Below are 19511 nucleotides of genomic sequence, written 5' to 3'. Positions count from 1 at the left end.
GGAGCGGGGAGGGGGGGACGCGGAGTGGGGAGGGGGGGACGCGGAGTGGGGAGGGGGGGACGCGGAGCGGGGAGGGGGGGACGCGGAGCGGGGAGGGGGGGACGCGGAGTGGGGAGGGGGGGACGCGGAGTGGGGAGGGGGGGACGCGGAGTGGGGAGGGGGGGACGCGGAGTGGGGAGGGGGGGACGCGGAGGGGAGAGGAGGGGACGCGGAGCGGGGAGGGGGGGGAAGAGGGGGGATTGAGTGAGAGGGGCGCGAAGGAGGAGAGGGAGGGGCAGGCGGGCCGCCTGCCCCACGAGATGTGGGAGGGATCGCGGGCCCGTGCCCCTCGTACCCGGTCCAGACGTCACATATGGACCGCGCGAATGGACTATGTCTCGGTCCGTCGTGAACACTTGCTTTGGGGACGTCGATGGTCGGGCGTGGGCGTGGGCCATTCGTGGCCGCGACCCCACGGCGCGCGGCTCCGGGACGTGTGATCCCGGAGGGGTGTGCCGGGATCGGGACGCCCGCGCGCGTGACGCGGGGGCCGATTCAGAGCCTCTTTCCTATGGAGACCGTGATGGCCGTCCTTCCTGACAATCGTGAAGAGCAGATCGTCTTCTGCGAGACCCACAACGACACGTGGGAATCCAACTTTGCCGCGATCGGATTGGCGTCCGATATGGTCACGCTTCTGAAGGCGCGGACCGTGGCGGCGCGCGGGGCGCTCGACGCCGCGCTCGAGGCGCGCCTCGCCAGCAAGACCGCGACCAGCGAGTATTACAACGCCGTCGCCCTCATGCGCACCCAGGCCGCCCTGTGCATCGATCTCATCAAGGCCCACGCCGCCCAGCAGCCCAACCCGGCGGTCGTCTACAACCTCGCGCAGATCCCGCTCCCGTCCCCCCCGTCGCCGCTGCCGGCCGTGGGCAAGCCCGAGGACTTCATCATTACCTTGCAGCCGAGCGGGGCCGTGACGCTCTCGTGGACCGCCGACAACGCCGCGGCCAGCAGCGGGGCGTTCTTCGAGGTCACGAGGAAACTCCCGGGGCAGACGGCCTTCGTCGGGATCGGGGGCGCCCCCGGCGCGACCAATCGCGACCGGCGCATGGCCTTCACCGACCAGAGCCTCCCCTCGACGAGCGCGGCCTCGGGCGCGCAGTACATCGTCCGCGGCCGGCGCGGCGAGGACTGGGGCCTGCCCAGCGACGTCGTGCTCGTGCAGTTCGGCTTCGACGCCGCGGGGAACATGACCAGCGCCACGCTGCAGATGGCGGCGTGAGCGAGCGCCGCTTCGCGGCGGGGGATCGCGTGAGATCCCGACAGGAGTGAATGACGCCCCCGGTGGAACGGTCCGCCGGGGGCTTTGTCGTTGGGGGTGAGGAAGGCGAACGCAGAGGACGCGGAGGAGAGAGGAGGGGACGCGGAGCGGGGAGGGGGGGACGCGGAGCGGGGAGGGGGGGATGAGGAGGGATTGGGCGTGAGAGAGGCCAGATCCCGCCGCATCTGCACGGATGCCCGATGCCCGATCCCCGATGCCTTCTTCTCGCCCCCCGCGCTACCATTGACCCCCGACCAAAGACCTGCTGGGGGCCTTTCGCCCAGTCTTTGACGGGTTTGACCGCGTCGAACATCAACGGAGAGTCCATGCGTCGAGCGAAGATCAGCGTCATCGGGGCCGGGAACATCGGGGGCGAGTGCGCTCGCGCCCTGGCCATGAAGGAACTGGGCGATGTCGTGCTCGTGGACATCCCCATCAAGGACAAGCCCGACCTGCACATGCCCAAGGGCAAGGCCCTCGACCTCGCGTGCTGCGGGCCGGTGGAGAGTTTTGACTCGAAGATCACCGGGACCTTTGAGCCCAGGGACATCGAAGGCTCCGACGTGGTCATCGTGACCGCGGGCGTGCCCCGCAAACCCGGACAGAGCCGCGACGACCTCGTGCAGATCAACGCGGGGATCGTGAAGGGCGTCGCCGAGAACATCAAGAAGCACGCCCCCAACGCCGTCGTGATCGTGGTGAGCAACCCCCTCGACGCGATGGTCTATGTCATGTGGAAGGTCACGGGATTCCCGCCCAGCCGCGTCATCGGCCAGGCCGGGGCGCTCGACGTCGCACGATACAAGACCTTCCTCGCGTGGGAACTCGGCGTGAGCGCCGAGGACATCCAGGGACTCCTGCTCGGCGGGCACGGAGACGACATGGTGCCGCTCCCGCGAAGGACCAGCGTCAACGGGATCCCCGTCACCGATCTGCTCCCCATGGAAAAGATCCAGGCCTGCGTGGACCGAGCCAAGGTCGGCGGCGGCGAGGTCGTCAAACTCATGGGCACCAGCGCGTGGTACGCGCCCAGCGCCGGAACCGTTGAGATGGTCGAGGCGATCGTCCGCGACAAGAAGCGCGTGATCGCCTGTGCCGCGTACTGCGAGGACCAGTTCGGCGTCGCGCCCGGGGCCAAGGGCAAGGGATACTTCGTCGGCGTCCCCTGCGTCCTGGGCACGGGCGGCGTCGAGAAGGTCATCACCTTCAAACTCGACGCCGAGGAGCAGAAGTTCATGAACGAGTCCATCAGCCACGTGAAGGAGCTGGTCTCGGTCGTGGGCAAGTTGTACCCCGATCTCGCCTGATCCACAGATATCGCACTCGCACTCACCAAGGAACGAAGAACCATGAATCCCACGAAACGGATGCTTCTCTCGCTCGCGGCGACGTCGGTCGTCACGCTGACGCCCATCGCGGCCCATGCGCAGGACACCATGACCGCCAAGGTCGTCGAAGCCGTCGCTGCCAAGGCCCCGGCTCCGGTCTTTGCCTGGAGCGATGACGAACTCGCCAGGATCGGCCAAGCCCTCGTCGGCACCTGGCGCACCCAGCTCCCGGTCACCCAGGGCGACGACGCGACCAAGAGCACCGACATGTTCGTCGCCGTTGCCCCGGTCGTGATCGATGGCCTCCCCAACGCGCTCTATGCCGAGTCGGGCCGCCTCGACGCGATGTGGTCCCCCAGCCGCCAGACCATCTGGCAGCTCTACCGCCACAAGGGCCAGATCCGTCTCCGCACGTTCGAGTTCCGCCTCCCCAACGGCGTGCAGCAGGGCGCCATCGGCGCCTGGGCCGCGCCCGAGGTCTTCCCCAGCGACTTCCCGCACCGCAACCTCATCGGCACGCTCGACCTCGCCGTCAGCCCCGGCGGCATGGGCTTCTCCGCGAGCACGCCCTATCCATACCCCACCGGGCTCGCGAACGCCGTCGAGATGACCAGCCAGATGACCGTCTCGGGCGATGTCATGACCACCGCCGATCGCGGCTTCGGCGCCGACGGCTCACAGGTCTGGGGCCCCGCCGAAGGACAGAGCTACACCTTCACCAAGTTCAAGCCCGAGATCGGCATCCGCAACGAGAACGGGCTTGTGGTCATCAACTACACCAACCGCGACGGCGAGGCCGGCGAGATGGGCGGACGCATGTCCGTCAACTACACCGGCGCCGTCACCGATGGCACGGTCTTCGACACCTCGATCGGGCGTGCACCCTTCACCTTCACCCTCGGCCAGGGCGTCATCGAGGGCTTCAGCAAGGCCGCGATCGGCCTCCACAAGGGCGACCACGTCCGCGTCTTCATCCCGCCGGAGATGGGCTACGGAGCCGCGGGCCGTCCCCGCAACAAGATCCCGCCGAACGCCACGCTGACCTATGACCTCGACGTCCTCGCGGTCGAAGCGCCGGGCGCGACCCCGCCGCCCCAGCCCACGCCGCCCCAGCCAGTCGGCAAGGATCCCGGCATCAAGATCGAACCGATGGACGGCCCGCCGCCCTTCGTCCCCAAGAACCCCAAGTAACCAATCGTGACGTGAAAACACACTCGGCCCGTCCTCGTGACGGGCCGTTTTTCTTTTCGCGAATGCTCCATAAACTCCATCATGCCAAAGGGGGACTACTACGACATTCTCGGCATCACGAAGAAGGCCACCGCGGACGAGATCCGCAATGCCTATCGAAAACTCGCGCGGAAGTACCATCCAGACGTGAACCCCTCCGCCGAAGCCCAGGAGAGTTTCAAGAAACTCCAGGAGGCCTACGACGTCCTCTCCGACGAGCAAAAGCGGAAGATGTACGACGAGTATGGCACCTACCGCGAGCAGGCGCGTGGCCCGCAGCCCTCCGGCCGCGCCTACACATGGCAGGGCGCGCCCCCGGGCGGCGCTCCCTTCGACGAAGATCTCGGCTCCATCTTCGAGGCCATCTTCAACGGCAACAAACGAGACGCCGGTAGGACTTCGCGCCGCGGCCACCGTGCCCATCGACAAGAACCCGAACGCGAGCCGCTCCGCGCCGAAGTCCGCGTCCCCTTCACCACCATCGCCCGCGGCGGCACCGAGCAAGTCCGCCTCGTCCAGGACGGCTCAAGCAAGTCCATCGAGGTGCGCATCCCCAAGGGCGCTTCCGACGGCGCCCAACTCCGTATGCGAGGCGTCGCCGATGGCAGCGACGTCATCCTTACCGTCCGCGTTGATCCGCATCCGCTCTTCCGCCGGGGAGAACTCATCGAGAGCGGCAAGGGCCTCGATCTCTATCTCGATCTGCCAATCACCATCCCCGAAGCCCTCTTCGGCGGTCCCGTCCTCGTGCCCACGCTCGACACCGCCGTCGAACTCCGCCTCCCGCCCGCCACCAGCAGCGGCAAGATGCTCCGCATCAAGGCCCACGGCCTTTCCGACGAGGTCGGCTCCAAGGGCGACCTCTACGCGATTGTCAAAATTGTCGTTCCCCAGCCCCAGGACCTCGACCCACGCCAACGCGAAGCCATCGAATCCATGCGAGCCATCCCGGGCTCACCACGCACAGGACCCTACTGGCCCCGTCCCGTGGATGCGGGGCAATAAGCGAACAGCCTGTTGACATCCAGTCGATCAAGGGCGAAAGTTCTTGAACCCTCGTGCCGGCACCGATTCGACTTCTGTGACCGGGCGCAGAATGGGATTGCTTCCGCGGCGGAGCCGCTCGCCCCAACGCAGGAACACATCCGCGTGCTCAAGCAGCAGCATCAACTCTTCGTCGCCATCCTCGCCGGAAGCGATGCCGCGATCGCCGCCGCCGCCTGCCTCGCCTCCTGGGCCGCGCGACGCACACTCATGGGCGAGCCCTGGCCCACCGATGCGCGCACCATCGCGAAGGAAACCCTCGTCCTCGTTTCCGTTCCGCTCACGCTCCTGCTCATGTGGCTTGCCCGTGTCTATCGCCCGCGCCGCGACCGCTCCGTCCTCGCCGATGTCAAGCAGGTCGCCAAGGCCTCCATCGCCGCCAAACTCGTGCTTGTCGCCACAGTCTGGGCGATCGCCGGCGATCCCGCAACACTCTTCGGCTCCACCAAGCACGCCCTCGTCGCCGGAATCCAGACCGACGCCCCTCGCCTCCAACTCGCCCTCTTGACCGCCTTCGAACTCACGCTCCTCGCGATCCACCGCATCGTCTTCCGCGTGATCCTCCGCGAGATTCGTAGCCGAGGCCGAAACCTCCGCCACGTCGCCGTCATCGGCACAGGCCGCCTCGGGCGAATCGCCTGCCGCACGCTCGAGCGCAACTCCTGGACCGGTATCCACGTCGCCTATTTCATCTCCCATCGCGATCGTGCCCGCCGCGAGTCCTGCATGGGCCGCCCCGTGCACTCGGGGCTCGTCGATCTCGAAGAGACCCTCGAGGAGCACAAGCCCGACGCGGTCTATCTCGCGATTCCCACCGCCGGCGCCGCGCGCGTCCCCGATCTTCTTCGCCGACTCGAGCGCTTCGCCGTCGATGTCCGCATCATCCCCGATGTCCAGCCCCGCTATCTCCCCCTGGGCATGGTCGTCAGCGAACTCGATGGCATGCCCATCCTCAGTTACCGCGACAACCCGCACCACGGCCTGGGTGGCGCCACCAAACGGGTACTGGACTTCCTCGGCGCCCTCGCCGCACTCATCCTCTTCTCACCGCTCATGCTCGCCATCGCTGCCATCATCCGCGCCACCAGCGACGGCCCGGCGATCTTTACCCAGCCCCGCGTCAGCCTCGGCGGCGAGGTCTTCGATATCTACAAGTTCCGCACCATGACCCACGCCGAGGACGAGCGCACCCCCGCCGCGTGGACCAGCCGCGAGGACCCGCGCATCACCCGCGTCGGCCGATGGCTCCGCCGCACCAGCCTCGACGAACTCCCCCAACTCTTCAACGTTGTCCTCGGCGACATGAGCCTCGTTGGCCCCCGCCCCGAACGCCCCGAACTCGTCGCCTCATTCAAGGACAATTGGCGCGGCTACATCCTCCGCCAGCACGTCAAGGCCGGCATCACCGGCTGGGCCCAGGTCAACGGCCTCCGCGGCGACACCAGCCTCCGCAAACGCCTCCAACTCGACCTCTTCTACATCCGACACTGGAGCCTCGGCTTCGACCTCAAAATCCTCTGGCTCACCCTCTTCCGCGGCTTCCTCCACCGAAACGCCCACTAAGCCTCGTTCAATTAGGCCCTCCCCAAACTCGTGGAACAGGCGTCCCGCCTGTTTCTACTCTCTTCTACAAAGCAGGAGCACACCGTCCGCCGCGTACGATTCTCGGTGAGCGGCTCGAGCACCACATCCACTTACCAGGTCATCGTCATCGGCGGCGGCCACGCCGGCGTCGAGGCCGCCTGGGCCGCCGCGAATCTCCTGGGTACCCCAACGCTCCGCGCGGGGAGCATTGCCCTCGTCACCCTCGACCCCACCAAGATCGGCGTCATGTCTTGCAACCCCGCGATCGGCGGGCTTGCCAAAGGCCAACTCGTCCGCGAGATTGACGCCCTCGCCGGCCTCATGGGCCTCGCAACCGACGCCACAGGCATCCAGTTCCGCGTCCTCAACACCAGCAAAGGCCCCGCCGTCCATGGCCCACGTGCCCAGTGCGACAAGCACGCCTACGCCCGCGCCGTCCAGGCGATGCTCGCCACGCGCCCCGAGATCGACATCATCCAGGGAAGTGTCGAATCACTCCTCGTCGATCGCGATCGCATCCAGGGCGTCCGCATCCACACGCCCACCGGCGATCGCATACTCCATTCCAATGCCGTCGTCCTGACCACCGGCACCTTCATGCGCGGTCTGATGCACACTGGTGAATACAGAACCCAAGGAGGCCGCCACGGTGAGCCCGCCGCCAACGCCATCTCCGCCTCCCTCACCAATCTCGGCTTCGAACTCGGCAGACTCAAAACCGGCACGCCACCCCGACTCAAACGCTCCACCATCCGCTGGACTGACCTCCCCGCTCAGCACGGTGACACCACACCAACTCCCTTCAGCGACCTCTCCACAACTCGATGCCCCGATGCCCCAATGCCCCGATGCCTTCTTCACAATCAACACAAGCCAACAACCACGAATCACGAATCACGAATCACGATTGCCGACTCCTTCCCCTCGCTCCACACCTTCCCGGTCCTCCCCCAACTCGAGTGCCGCCAGACGTCGACCACATCACAAGCCCACGACCTCATTCGCGCCAACCTCCACCGCGCGCCCATGTTCACAGGCCAGATCGAATCCACAGGCCCACGCTACTGCCCAAGCATCGAAGACAAAGTCGTCCGCTTCGCCCAGCGAGAATCTCATGGCGTCTTCCTGGAACCAGAATCCCACGACGACGACTGGATCTACTGCAACGGCATCTCCACCAGCCTCCCCAGCGATGTCCAGGACGCCATCGTCCGCTCCATGCCAGGCTGCGAGAACGCCGAGATCCTCCGCCATGGTTACGCCGTCGAATACGACATGGTCCGCCCCCACCAGATCCTCCCCACAGGGATGACCCGCCACGTCCACGGCCTCTTCCTCGCCGGCCAGATCAACGGCACCAGCGGCTACGAAGAGGCCGCCGCCCAGGGACTCATCGCCGGCATCAACGCCGCACGCCTCATCCGCAACGAACCCGAGTTCACGCTCTCTCGCGACCAGGCGTACATCGGCGTCCTCATGGACGACCTCGTCACCAAGACGCCTGTCGAGCCGTATCGCATGTTCACCAGCCGTGCCGAGCACCGCCTCCTCCTTCGCGCCGACAATGCCGCCGACCGACTGACGCCCATCGCCCAAACGCTCGGCCTGCTCGACCACCACGACCTCGGCACACTCCGCCGCGAGATGTTCGAGAATCGCACCCGCGACATCGCCACACTCGACGCCGCCATCCCCACGCTCTCGACGCCCGCCGGCAAGGTCGAGTATCTCCTCCGCACCGACCGCTTCGAGTTCGAGGACTTCGACGCCATCATCGAATCCTCCGCGACACTCGCCACAACCCCGCGCTCTACACGGCTCACCGTCTACGCCAATCGCCGCTACGAGCCATACATCCGTCGCCAGGAAGTCGAGATCCGTCGCCAGGCCGAGTTGGAGCACCGGAAAATCCCCGAGTCCATCGACTTCGAATCGCTCCCCAACCTCCGCACAGAAGCACGCCAATCCCTCGCCCGTTTCCGCCCGCGCACCTTCGGCCAGGCCTCCCGCCTCGAGGGCATCACCCCCGCCGACCTGACGCTCCTCGCCGTCCTCTGCTCACGCCGTCCACCGCTCGCGTCCATCTGACCAAAGTCGCGTGCCGACGATTCGCGTGAGCATCCAACTCACGCCGATACACTCGCACCACACGCATGTCCACGCTGTACCTCATCCCGACTCTCGCCAACGCCTCCGACATCGCGCGTGATCTCGCCGTGATCCTTGGTCTCGCCGCCGCCGTCGCCACCATCTTCCGCGCCCTCCGCCTCGAGACCATCCCCGGCTTCCTTATCGCCGGCGTCATCGCCAGCCCCAATCTCACCGGCCTCGTCAAGAATGCCGACTCCGTCGACCAGATCTCCGATCTCGCCGTCACCCTCCTGATGTTCGGCATCGGCCTCCACATGGACCTTACCTCGCTCAAGCGGGGTTTCACCAACATCGTCCTCGCCGGCGTCGCCTCCTGCGCCCTCTCCACCCTCGTCTTCTGGGCCATCCTTCTCGCCATCGGCATCAAGGCCCCCAACGCCCTCGCCCTCGCGATGGCCCTCGCCCTCTCGTCCACCGCCGTCTTCGTCCGCATCGTCACCGCACGCAAGGAAATCCGCACGATGCACGCCCGCGTCGGCTTGGGCATCAACATCGTCCAGGATCTCTATTCCGTCGTCATCCTCGCCATCGTTCCGCCCATCGCCACATGGGCCGGTGCAGAAGCCCACGCCGCACTCGCCCAATCCACCGCCGAAGTCTCGCCCGTCTTTGACCTCCTCCGTCGCGGCCTCATCGCGCTCGGCGGCGGCGCCATCATCATCCTCGTCGGCAGGTTCATCCTCCCACGCCTCCTCGCCCTCGTCACCAAACTCGGCTCTGGTGAACTCCTCCTCGTGGTCTCCGGCGCGATCGCCCTCGGCGCGGGCCTCGCCACCCAGGCCGTCGGCCTCAGCGCCGAGATGGGCGCCTTCCTCGCTGGATTCCTCCTCGCCGCCACACCCTTTCGCTACCAACTCTCAGGCCAGATCGCCCCACTCCGCGATCTCCTCATGGCCGTCTTCTTCACGACCGTCGGCCTCGCCATCGATCCCGCCGTCTTCGTCACCCACTGGTGGATCATCGTCCTCGGTGTCCTCGCCGTCGTCGCGATCAAGACGCTCTCCATCGGCGCCTCCGCCTGGGCCGCCGGCATGCACGCTCCCGCCGCTCTTCTGACCGCCGTCTACCTCGCCAACACCGGCGAGTTCTCCCTCATCGCTCTCGGCGCTTTCGAAGACGCCAACGTCCTCACAAACACCCAGGCCGGCGTCGGCATCGCCATCGTCATCCTCTCGCTCATCATCAGCCCACTCCTCGCCGCCCCGGCCCATGTCCAGGGCCGCCGACTCTCCCGCATACGCTCCGCCCCATGGACCACCGGTTCAACGCTCGCCGACCACACCCCCGAGCCGCATCAAACCCCTAGCGACCACGACGACTCCCAGCCCAAGCCGCGCCACATTATCGTCGCCGGCTTCGGCCCCGTCGGCCGCGCCCTCGCCGAACGACTCGAACGACTCAAGATTCCCCTCACCGTCATCGAACTCAACCCCAAGACCGTCCAGAGACAAACCCACATCGGCCGCCGCACCATCTATGGCGACGTCACCAACCCCGAGGTCCTCGAGTCCGCTGGCGTTCACCACGCCGACGCCATCATCATCACGATCCCCGATCAGGAAGTCGCCATGCGCGCCTGCCAGGTTGTTCGTTCGATTGCGCCACACATCTTCATCGCCGTCCGCACCGGCTTCCTCAGCCAGGCCATGCACGCCCGCCATCTCGGCGCCGACCACGTCATCGTTGAAGAACTCGCCACCGCCCAGGCCATGGAGAACGAGGTCCTCGCCAAACTCCGCGAGCGTTCAATCGCTCCAGACGCCGCGGTCTGAGCAGAATCGCCCCGGGTACCCCCACGCTCCGCGTGGGGCTTCGTTTTCCAGACGATCTCCATATTCAATCATCGCATAGCACCAAGGCCCTTCGGTCCTGACCTCACACCTCGATTACCCGGTCCTCCACAATCGCAAACACCCGATCGCCCACGCCCCGCCGCACACTCGCCCCGCTCGTGAACCGGCTGAACGCCGGAAGCACGCCCACACGCTCGCCGAGCCAGTAGCACGCCAGTTTCATCCGGTCGCTCCCGCTCGAGAGCGACACCGCCGGATGAACATGCCCGCAAAGCACATACCCGCGATCATCCGGCGCCGGATCATGCCGAAACACAAATGGCTCCTCGACATGCACATCGTCCAACACACGCATCCCCCAGACTCCAGCCACACGCTCGAGCGCCCGGTCGTGGTTCCCCGGCACGACCTCAACCTCAGCCCCGAGTGCGTCTCGCCAAAGCCGCACTCGCTCGATCACATGTTCCGTTAATCCCAGTGACGCGTGGAGAAGATCACCAAGCACGAGCAATCGCTCCGCGCGGTGCCGTGCGACCAACGTCGACAATCGCGTGAGATCCTCCCCTAACAACTCGGGCACTGCCACGCCCATCGACCGGAACGTCGCGCACTTGCCGAGATGGACATCGGCGACGATCAGCGTCCGCCGTGCCTCCCAATACGCCGCACGCCCCGCCAGCAACTCCATCACACACCCCGGCGACGCCCCGAGCCGGACCCGAACGCCCGACGCCCGCGACGCCTCGGCGTGCTCTCCTTGGGCGCCGGCGGCGGCCCGAGATCCCACGACGCCCAACCCGTGGACGACCTCGATCCCGACTTCGTCTCGCTCGATTCCCTCGTCCATGACTCCGCGTTCTCCCAGGCCGCCCGCATCCGTTCCACCCGCTCCACGATCGACGCGCTCGTCAATCGTGTCGACTGCCGCTCGATCAGGAGCGGGAAACTCAGCGGCGTCGGCCGCCTCGTCGCAACGATACGGAGCCTCGACGACTCGAGCCTCATGAGCGCCCGCCCCAGACGACTCTGCTCATAATGCCGCTGTGTCACCTCACGCCGTGCTTGCGCGAGCAGCAGATTCTCAGGGTCAAACTCGCTCAGCACGTCAAACATCAACCCCGCGCTCGCCTGGATCTGGCTCGCCGACTTCCGCATCCCCGGCACCGTCTGCACCACCAGCCCCGCGATCCGCGCCACGTCGCGGAACGCCAGCCGCGCCAACTGGCTCGTGTTGATCGCCTCGATGATGTCCGTCTCGAGCGTGGACGCATCGAACAGCGACGAATCAATCATCGCACCGAGATCCTCGTCTCCGTCGGACAGAATCTCGAATCCATAGTCATTCACCGCCGCGGCAAGGCTCGCTCGCGTTCGCCGCGAAAGCCGAAGCGTCAGCAGCGACGCGAGCCCCGCGTGCACGAGTCTCCCCTCGAACGGAAACACAAAGAGGTGCCGCCCCTCCGAAGTCTCGCACGTCTCGATCAGCACCTCATCACGTGACGGCACCACCGACTCCCGACGCTGCACCTCAAAGACCTTCCCTGCCGCTCGCATCTCCACGCTGTCCTCGCAGGTCTCTCTCGCGGTCTCGATCATCTCCCGGATCGCGCTCGAGAGCGACTCACTGATCGGTAACTTCGTCCCCGACCAGATCGGCGTGTACGTCGTCCTCCCCGACGCCGGCCTGACAAACGCCACCAGATCACGCACGCCCACAAACGCCAGCACCCGCCCCGCAAAGACGAACTTCTCCCCCTCCTTCAGCCCACCCACGAACGACTCCTCGATCCTCCCCAGGCTCCGCCCGCCCAGGAACCGAATCTCCAGCGTCCCATCGCTCGTGATCGTGCCGACATTCATGCGGTGCAATCGCTCGATCCGCGAGTTCTGTACGCCAAGACGTCCGTTGATCTCCACGACGCGCTGAAAGTCCGGATACGCCGTGAGCGCCGGCCCGCCATGCCGCACGATCGCCATCGCCCAGTCGAACTCATCGCGTGTCAACTCTCGATAACTCCACGCCGACCGCACCTCCTCGAACATCTCCTCTTCGACAAACCCCCCGCCCATCGCGCACGTCACCAGGTGCTGCACGAGCACGTCCAATGGCTTATCCAAAGGCTGGCGCGGCTCCACATCGCCCTTCGACAGCGCCAGCCGAACCGCCGCGATCTCCACCAACTCCAGCGCGTGCGTCGGCACGCACGTGATCCGGCACGGCGTCCGCGGCCGATGGCTCGAGCGCCCCGCACGTTGCACGATTCGAGCAATCCCCTTGGGCGACCCAATCTGCAGCACCCGCTCCACCGGCGTGAAGTCCACCCCCAGATCCAGCGAACTCGTCGCCACCACGATCCGCACGCTCCCGTCCTTCAGCCCCGCCTCGACGCGCTCGCGCTCTCCTCGATCGATTGACCCGTGGTGCAGCGCCATCACGTCCTGCCACTCGGGCCTCAGCAGGCACAACCCGTGATACCACCGCTCCGCCTGCGATCGCGTGTTCGTGAAAACCAGCGTGGAGACCGCCGGGTCGAGCGCCGCCGCAACATCGGGCAGCATTGTCAGCCCCAGATGCCCCGCCCACGCCAACCGCCGACCCTCGCCGGGCAAGATCGAGTCGATCACCACCTCCCGCGGCATGTCGCCCCGCACGATCGTCGGCGTCGCCCCCACACCGACCAGCGCCCGAGCCGCTTCCTCCAGATTCGGGAGCGTCGCCGAAAGTCCCCACACACGCAACCCGCGTCCGTCGCCGGACTCACAAGAGAAACGCCGCAGCCTCGCGAGCGCCAACTCCGTCTGCGTCCCGCGCTTCGTGGAGATCAACTCGTGCCACTCGTCCACGATCACGCATCGCACGTCTCGCAACTGCTCGCGCGCGTTCGCCCGCGTCAGCATGAGCGTCAACGACTCCGGCGTTGTCACCAGCACCTCGGGCAGCACCTCCCGCTGCCGCGCTCGCACCGACGCCGACGTGTCCCCCGTGCGTGACTCGACCCGAATCCCAAACTCCAGATCATCCACAGGCCGCCGCATCGCCTGCTCGATATCCCGCGCCACCGCCCGCAGCGGGGTCAAGTACAAAATCCGCAACCCGATCCCAGATTCCTTCGGCCTCTTCGTTGTCCGAGCTCCACGCCCTCGTAGCACAGGCGTCCCGACTGTGCCAACCCCATCTTCCAGATTCGCTCCTACTCGCTTCGTATTCCTCTCTCTCACCCCCGAAGAAACTCCCTCGATCTCATCGATCAACTCCGCGAGTGCCCCGATGTACGCCGCATACGTCTTCCCGGCCCCCGTCCCCACCTGCACAATCCCGCTCTCGCCCCGCGCGTGCGCCGCCCACGCCGCCCGCTGGAACGCCCATGGCTCCCAGCCCTGCTCCGCGAACCACCGCTCCATCCTCGTGAGTCCCGTCGTCACGACAAAACCGTAGCAGTCCACTCCACACACGTTGAATCCCGAGTGCCCCGACGGGCGAACGATGCCCCATGCGAACACTCGTCTGGTTCCGCGCCGATCTCCGCCTCCACGACAACCCCGCCCTCACCGAGGCCACACGATCCTCGTCCAAAGGCGTCATCGCCCTCTACGTCTTCTCTCCCTCCGAGTGGAAGTCCTTCGACTACGCCCCGTCCCGCATCGACCTGATGCTCCGCACCCTCGTGGAACTCTCTTGCGACCTCGAACGCCTGAACATCCCGCTGCTCATCCGTACAGCCGCCTCCGCCGACGAGATCCCGCGACTGATCCTCGATATCGCCACCAGGCACGAGTGCGATCGTCTCGCCTTCACACCCGAGTACGAACTCAACGAATCACGCCGCGATGAGATCGTCACGACACTCTTCACAAAGTCAGGCCGCGAGGTCCGCGCCCACAACCACGCCGTCCTCGCCCAGCCGGGCACGATCCGAACCGGCGCCGGCGAGGCCTACAAGGTCTTCACGCCCTTCAAGAAGGCCCTCATCGCCCGCCTCGCCGATTCCCCCGAACTCATCGAGGCCACTCAGGCCCCAAAGAAACAACCATCCACGCCGACGCCGCCGGACCCGATCCCGACCTCTATCGCCGGCTTCGAGTTCACCCCAACACCACCCGACGAACTCCAACTCTCCTCGACCGATGCGGCGTATCACCCCTTCCCCGCCGGTGAGCGAGCCGCGAGATCACAGCTCGATCACTTCGTCGCCAATCGAGTCCGCGACTACGCCGACGCGCGCGACATCCCATCCCTCGACGCCACCAGTCGCCTCAGCCCGCACCTCGCCCTCGGCACGATCTCGCCACATGCATGCATACGTGCCGCCATCGATGCGAGTCTCAACCGCAACACATCTGTCGCGACACTCGCCTCCGCCACTGCCTCAAAGTCAGGCCCCTCGACCTGGATCTCCGAGGTCATCTGGCGCGAGTTCTACATCCATGTCATGAGCCTCTTCCCCCGCGTCTGCATGCACCGCGCCTTCGACCTCACCACCGAGGCCATCGAGTGGGACGACAACCCCGCCTTCCTCGAGGCCTGGAAACAAGGCCGAACCGGAGTCCCCATCGTCGACGCCGGCATGCGACAACTCCGCGCCACCAACTGGATGCACAACCGCGTCCGCATGGTCACCGCCATGTTCCTCGCCAAAAACCTCTTCCTCGACTGGCGCCTCGGCGAGAAGCACTTCATGAACCACCTCGTCGATGGCTTCCTCGCCAGCAACAACGGCGGCTGGCAGTGGTCCGCCAGCACAGGCACCGACGCCGCACCCTACTTCCGGATCTTCAACCCCGTCTCGCAGTCCCGAAGATTCGATACAGAGGGCGACTACATCAGGCGATGGATCCCCGAACTCCGTGGCGTGACTAGCGACGCGATCCACGAACCATGGAGTGGGAAGACAAAATCCGCGAGCAGTGGGGGACTCTTCGATTCCCGAGAGTACCCCACGCGCCCCATTGTCGATCTCTCGACCACCCGCACGCGAGCCATCGAGGCGTTCCGGACGCGATAAACCTCGCCCAATTCATCGTTCGCCCGTCTACTCGCGTTCCTCAATCCAAAGCCGCTGGATCTCTTCCAGAATCCGTTCGTTCACGTTGTGCTTCGGGTCCGCCACAAAGCCGGGGAGGCCCGCCACCATCTCCCGCAGCCTCGGGAAACTCACCGTGAGCGGATCGATGTCCGCGTGACGATCCGCCAACTCCTCGGCGATCCGCCGCACATCCAGCCACCCGAACGACGACACACCCATCGCCGCAACTCCATCAATCGCCTTCAACCACGATCGCTAGTCCTTCAGCACAAACGTGACCTTCATGTTCACGCGATACCCCGCGATCTTCCCGTTCTTCACGTCCACCTTCATGTCCTGCACCCATGCCCCCGTCACGTTGTCGAGCGTCTTGTTCGCTCTCGTCACGCCGTTCTTGATCGCATCCTCAAAACTCTTCGACGAACTCGCGATGATTTCCGTCACTCGTGCGACACTCTTCATGGCGCCTCCTCGGTGTTCAAGAATCACTACAGCAGATCCACATCAACCAATACTACGGCCAAATCACCAATCCAATCCGGTTATCATCCCCTGCAGGCCACGCCCACTCACGTCGCTCACGCCTTCTCCTTCGCCCACGTGTCCTTCAGCGTCACCGTCCGATTGAACACCAGTCCGCCAGCCTCGCCCACCCTCGAATCCTCGTCCACGCGAAAATACCCAAGCCGCTCGAACTGGAAGACATCACCCACGCCCGCCCCGGCCAAGTGAGGCTCCAGCCTCGCCTTCACCACCTCAAGCGAGTTCGGATTGAGGTCATCCATCGAGTTCCCCGTCCTCGCCCCAGGCTCTTCCGCAGTGTACAACCGATCGAACAGCCGAACCTCCGCCGCAATCGCGTGGTCGGCGCTCACCCAGTGGATCGTCCCCTTCACCTTTCGGCTCGGCGTCCCGTCCGCGTTCTTCGGCGCATCGCCTCCACGCGTCTCCGGGTCATACGTGCACAGAATCTCAACCACCTCACCCGCGTCGTTCTTCACGACGCCCGTGCACCTCACAAAGTACGCCCAGCGCAGACGCACCTCCTGCCCGCCATTCCCGACCGGGGCGAGCCGGAAGAACTTCTTCGGTGGGTGCTCCTCAAAGTCCTCACGCTCGATGTACAGCGTCCCCGAGAAAGGCACCTTCCGCGTCCCCGCGCCCGGATCCTCCGGGTTCACCACAAAGTCCAGGTGATCCACGACCGACTTCCCCGCCGCGTCCTTCGGCCAGTTCGTGATCGTGACCTTGAGCGGGCGCAACACGCCCATCGCCCGCGGAGCCGTCCGGTTCAACTCGTCTCGCACCGTGTGCTCCAGGCGCGAAACGTCCATCATCGACACTTGCGTCGTGACGCCAGCCTCCTCCCAGAATCGAACCAGCGACCGCGCCGGGATGCCCCGACGCCGCGCCGCCGAGATCGTCGGCATGCGCGGGTCGTCCCACCCGCGCACATGCCCCTCGTCCACCAGTTTCAGCAGCCACCGCTTGCTCATCAGCGTGTACGTGATGTTCCCCCGCGCAAACTCGATCTGCTGCGGATGGTGGATCACCTTCCCCCAGCGGCCGCTCCCGTCCCTCGTCCGATCGATATTGATCGAGTCGATGAACCAGTCATACAAAGGCCGATTGTTCCGGAACTCCAGCGTGCAGATCGAGTGCGTGATCCCCTCGATCGAGTCCTCCAGGCAGTGCGCCCAGTCGTACATCGGATACAGGCACCACGCGTCTCCGGTGTTGTGGTGGTGCTCGTGCACGATCCGATACATCACCGGGTCGCGCATCACAAAGTTCGGGCTGGCTAAGTCGATCCGCGCGCGCAGCGTCTTCGAGCCGTTCGGGAACTTGCCCGCCCGCATCTCTCGAAAGAGCCTCAAACTCTCCTCCGGCGATCGATCCCGATGCGGCGATCGCGCCGGCGTCTTGAGATCGCCCCGCATCGCGCTCACTTCTTCCGCGGTCAGACCGCACACATACGCCCGCCCCTTCTCGATCAACTCCTCCGCCCAAGCGTACATCTGCTCGAAGTAGTGGCTCGCAAAGAACAACCCGCCCGCGTTCGCTCCAACGTCAAAGTCCGCCCCCAGCCACTTCACGTCGCGAATGATCGACTCGACATACTCGCGCTCCTCCTTCGCGGGATTCGTGTCGTCGAAGCGAAGGTTGAACTTCCCGCCATACTTCTTCGCGAGTCCATAGTTCAGCGCGATCGATTTCGCGTGCCCAAGGTGCAGATACCCGTTCGGCTCGGGCGGAAACCGCGTGTGCACCCTCGCCCGCCCGTCCGCCCACGCGCCCCACTTTCCCGACGCGATGTCCTCCTCCACGATCTGCTCGATGAAGTGCAACGGACGATCGGTCTCGGGCGAAGGCGATCCTGCCGGGTGGTGGTCAGACATATCCACAATCTCAAAGAACGCGAACGATTCTCGCGTCCGGGGTGCGGTTTGGCCAAGGAAAGCGTGATTCTAGCGTTCCCAAGCCCCTTTCCCTTCCCTGTTCGGCCGGACTAGTATTCTCGCGAACAGGGCGTCCGCCGCAGCGTTGCGAGCCATCGACGCCCAAACACACACAAGAAAGGTCCGCACATGAATCTCAAGAGTGGTATCGCGCTGTCTCTCGCCTTCGCCGCCGGCATCGGAGTCACCCTTGCCATCGCCCAGGACAAGGTCGGCCAGGTTCCCCAGCCCCCGAAGCACGACATGCCCGACATGCCCCCGGGTATGGAGAAGATGATGGAAGCCTGCATGCAGGCCGCCGCTCCCGGTGAGATGCACCAGTTCCTCGCGAAATCCGCAGGCACCTGGGAGGGCGATGTCTCAATGTGGATGATGCCCGGCATGCCCGAGAGCAAGAGCACCTGCACCACCGTCATGACCCCCATGATGGACGGCCGATTCATCAAGATCGAGACCAACGGCATGATGGAAGGCATGGGCGAGTTCAAGGGCTTCGGCGTCTACGGCTTTGACAACGTCAGCAAGTCCTTCCAGTCCATCTGGGTCGACAACATGGGCACCGGCATGATGACCGGCAAGGGCGAACTCTCCGCCGACAAGAAGGTCCTCTCCTACAACAACACCTTCAACTGCCCCATGACCGGCGGCCCCAAGTCCATGCGCGAGGTCCAGACCTTCATCGATGACAACCACTCCAAACTCGAGATGTTCGGCCCCGATATGGAGGGCAAGGAGTACAAGATCATGGAGATCAACTACACCCGCAAGGCCGCTTCCGCCGGCCACGCCCGCTAATCGCGACTCAATCGTGTCTTTTCCACAGGCCCGCGCCACCGCGGGCCTGTTGCTTTTGTCCAACAATCTCAACGCGAACTTCAAGTATCTCTACCTGTTCTCGTGGCACAGACATCCCGCCTGTGACTACTCCAACTTCAACTTCTGTGTGCGAGCAACCTGAAGAGAACGATCACGCGATGCGCATCCTCCTCATTGACAACTTCGACTCTTTTACTCACAACCTCGCCCACGCCCTCGCCGCTGCACACATCGAGGGCATCGCCAAAGCGCCCGAAGTCCTCGTCCGCCGCGCCGACGCCATCACGATCGCTGACCTCAGCACACTCGCCCCTGATCTCGTTGTGATCTCCCCAGGCCCAGGCCGCCCCGAAGACGCCCACACCACGCCCGCCATTGTCCGCCACATCCTCACCACCGGCTCCCACCCGCTCCTGGGCGTCTGCCTCGGCATGCAGTCCATCGTCCTCGAATCAGGAGGCCGCATCGTCCCCGCCCGCCGCCTGATGCATGGCAAGACCTCCACCATCACGCATGACAACCAGGGCCTCTTCGCGGGACTCCCCTCGCCACTCGAGGTCGCCCGATACCACTCCCTCGCCATCGACGAACCCTCGCTCCCGCGCGAACTCGTCATCACCGCCCGCGCCGACGACCACGAGATCATGGCCATCCGCCACACCAAACTCCCCATCGAGGCCGTCCAGTTCCACCCCGAGAGTTTCATGACCCCCCTCGGCCCCATACTCATCGAAAACGCCCTCCGACTCGCCTACCACGCCCACGCTCGGTAGCCACGC

General features: G+C 65.4%; 14 protein-coding genes and 1 pseudogene. 10 read left to right on the top strand and 5 right to left on the bottom strand.

Annotated features, from left to right (window positions below; translation table 11 throughout):
- Window positions 1–562: 562 nt before the first annotated feature.
- The 7 genes and pseudogenes from IPK69_01175 (at window position 563) to IPK69_01145 (ending at window position 10412) form a co-directional block, all read left to right on the top strand.
- On the top strand, window positions 563–1264 hold the full coding sequence (locus IPK69_01175; protein QQS09271.1) for a fibronectin type III domain-containing protein: 702 nt from the start codon (window positions 563–565) through the stop codon (window positions 1262–1264).
- Between the two features lie 365 nt (window positions 1265–1629).
- Window positions 1630–2610, top strand: a complete 981-nt coding sequence (mdh, locus tag IPK69_01170) for a malate dehydrogenase (protein QQS09270.1) — start codon at window positions 1630–1632, stop codon at window positions 2608–2610.
- A gap of 660 nt (window positions 2611–3270) precedes the next feature.
- Window positions 3271–3702 (top strand): annotated as a pseudogene (locus tag IPK69_01165) (FKBP-type peptidyl-prolyl cis-trans isomerase).
- A 201-nt stretch (window positions 3703–3903) separates the two neighbouring features.
- The gene (locus IPK69_01160) at window positions 3904–4866 is read left to right on the top strand and encodes a DnaJ domain-containing protein (GenBank protein QQS09269.1); all 963 of its coding nucleotides are present in this window, start codon (window positions 3904–3906) and stop codon (window positions 4864–4866) included.
- A gap of 144 nt (window positions 4867–5010) precedes the next feature.
- Window positions 5011–6468, top strand: a complete 1458-nt coding sequence (locus IPK69_01155) for an undecaprenyl-phosphate glucose phosphotransferase (GenBank protein QQS09268.1) — start codon at window positions 5011–5013, stop codon at window positions 6466–6468.
- A gap of 105 nt (window positions 6469–6573) precedes the next feature.
- Complete coding sequence (gene mnmG, locus IPK69_01150) at window positions 6574–8577, top strand: tRNA uridine-5-carboxymethylaminomethyl(34) synthesis enzyme MnmG (protein QQS09267.1); 2004 nt, start codon at window positions 6574–6576, stop codon at window positions 8575–8577.
- Window positions 8578–8642: 65 nt separating this feature from the next.
- Complete coding sequence (locus IPK69_01145) at window positions 8643–10412, top strand: cation:proton antiporter (protein ID QQS09266.1); 1770 nt, start codon at window positions 8643–8645, stop codon at window positions 10410–10412.
- Window positions 10413–10515: 103 nt separating this feature from the next.
- Here IPK69_01145 and pdeM read toward each other — a convergent pair whose 3' ends face one another.
- On the bottom strand, window positions 10516–11220 hold the full coding sequence (gene pdeM, locus IPK69_01140) for a ligase-associated DNA damage response endonuclease PdeM (GenBank protein ID QQS09265.1): 705 nt from the start codon (window positions 11218–11220) through the stop codon (window positions 10516–10518).
- A complete protein-coding gene (locus IPK69_01135; GenBank protein ID QQS09264.1) occupies window positions 11121–13856 on the bottom strand; it encodes a ligase-associated DNA damage response DEXH box helicase in 2736 nt (911 codons plus the stop codon). The genes pdeM and IPK69_01135 overlap by 100 nt, the downstream gene beginning before the upstream one ends.
- 68 nt (window positions 13857–13924) lie before the next feature.
- Here IPK69_01135 and IPK69_01130 point away from each other — a divergent pair, with 68 nt between their 5' ends.
- Complete coding sequence (locus tag IPK69_01130; GenBank protein QQS09263.1) at window positions 13925–15436, top strand: deoxyribodipyrimidine photo-lyase; 1512 nt, start codon at window positions 13925–13927, stop codon at window positions 15434–15436.
- Between the two features lie 27 nt (window positions 15437–15463).
- Here IPK69_01130 and iscX read toward each other — a convergent pair whose 3' ends face one another.
- From iscX to IPK69_01115, 3 genes are all read right to left on the bottom strand, one after another.
- Window positions 15464–15676, bottom strand: a complete 213-nt coding sequence (iscX, locus tag IPK69_01125) for a Fe-S cluster assembly protein IscX (protein QQS09262.1) — start codon at window positions 15674–15676, stop codon at window positions 15464–15466.
- 36 nt (window positions 15677–15712) lie between these two features.
- On the bottom strand, window positions 15713–15919 hold the full coding sequence (locus tag IPK69_01120) for a dodecin domain-containing protein (GenBank protein QQS09261.1): 207 nt from the start codon (window positions 15917–15919) through the stop codon (window positions 15713–15715).
- 116 nt (window positions 15920–16035) lie between these two features.
- Complete coding sequence (locus tag IPK69_01115; protein QQS09260.1) at window positions 16036–17856, bottom strand: glutamine--tRNA ligase/YqeY domain fusion protein; 1821 nt, start codon at window positions 17854–17856, stop codon at window positions 16036–16038.
- Between the two features lie 189 nt (window positions 17857–18045).
- Here IPK69_01115 and IPK69_01110 point away from each other — a divergent pair, with 189 nt between their 5' ends.
- Together IPK69_01110 and IPK69_01105 are read left to right on the top strand one after the other, a co-directional pair.
- The gene (locus IPK69_01110) at window positions 18046–18711 is read left to right on the top strand and encodes a DUF1579 domain-containing protein (GenBank protein ID QQS09259.1); all 666 of its coding nucleotides are present in this window, start codon (window positions 18046–18048) and stop codon (window positions 18709–18711) included.
- A 179-nt stretch (window positions 18712–18890) separates the two neighbouring features.
- Entirely contained in the window at window positions 18891–19505 is a 615-nt protein-coding gene (locus tag IPK69_01105) for an aminodeoxychorismate/anthranilate synthase component II (GenBank protein ID QQS09258.1), read from the top strand.
- Window positions 19506–19511: the final 6 nt, after the last annotated feature.

This window comes from Phycisphaerales bacterium (genome assembly GCA_016699835.1).
In the GTDB taxonomy this organism is placed as follows: Bacteria; Planctomycetota; Phycisphaerae; order Phycisphaerales; family UBA1924.
This window is presented reverse-complemented; position numbering and strand designations above follow the sequence as displayed.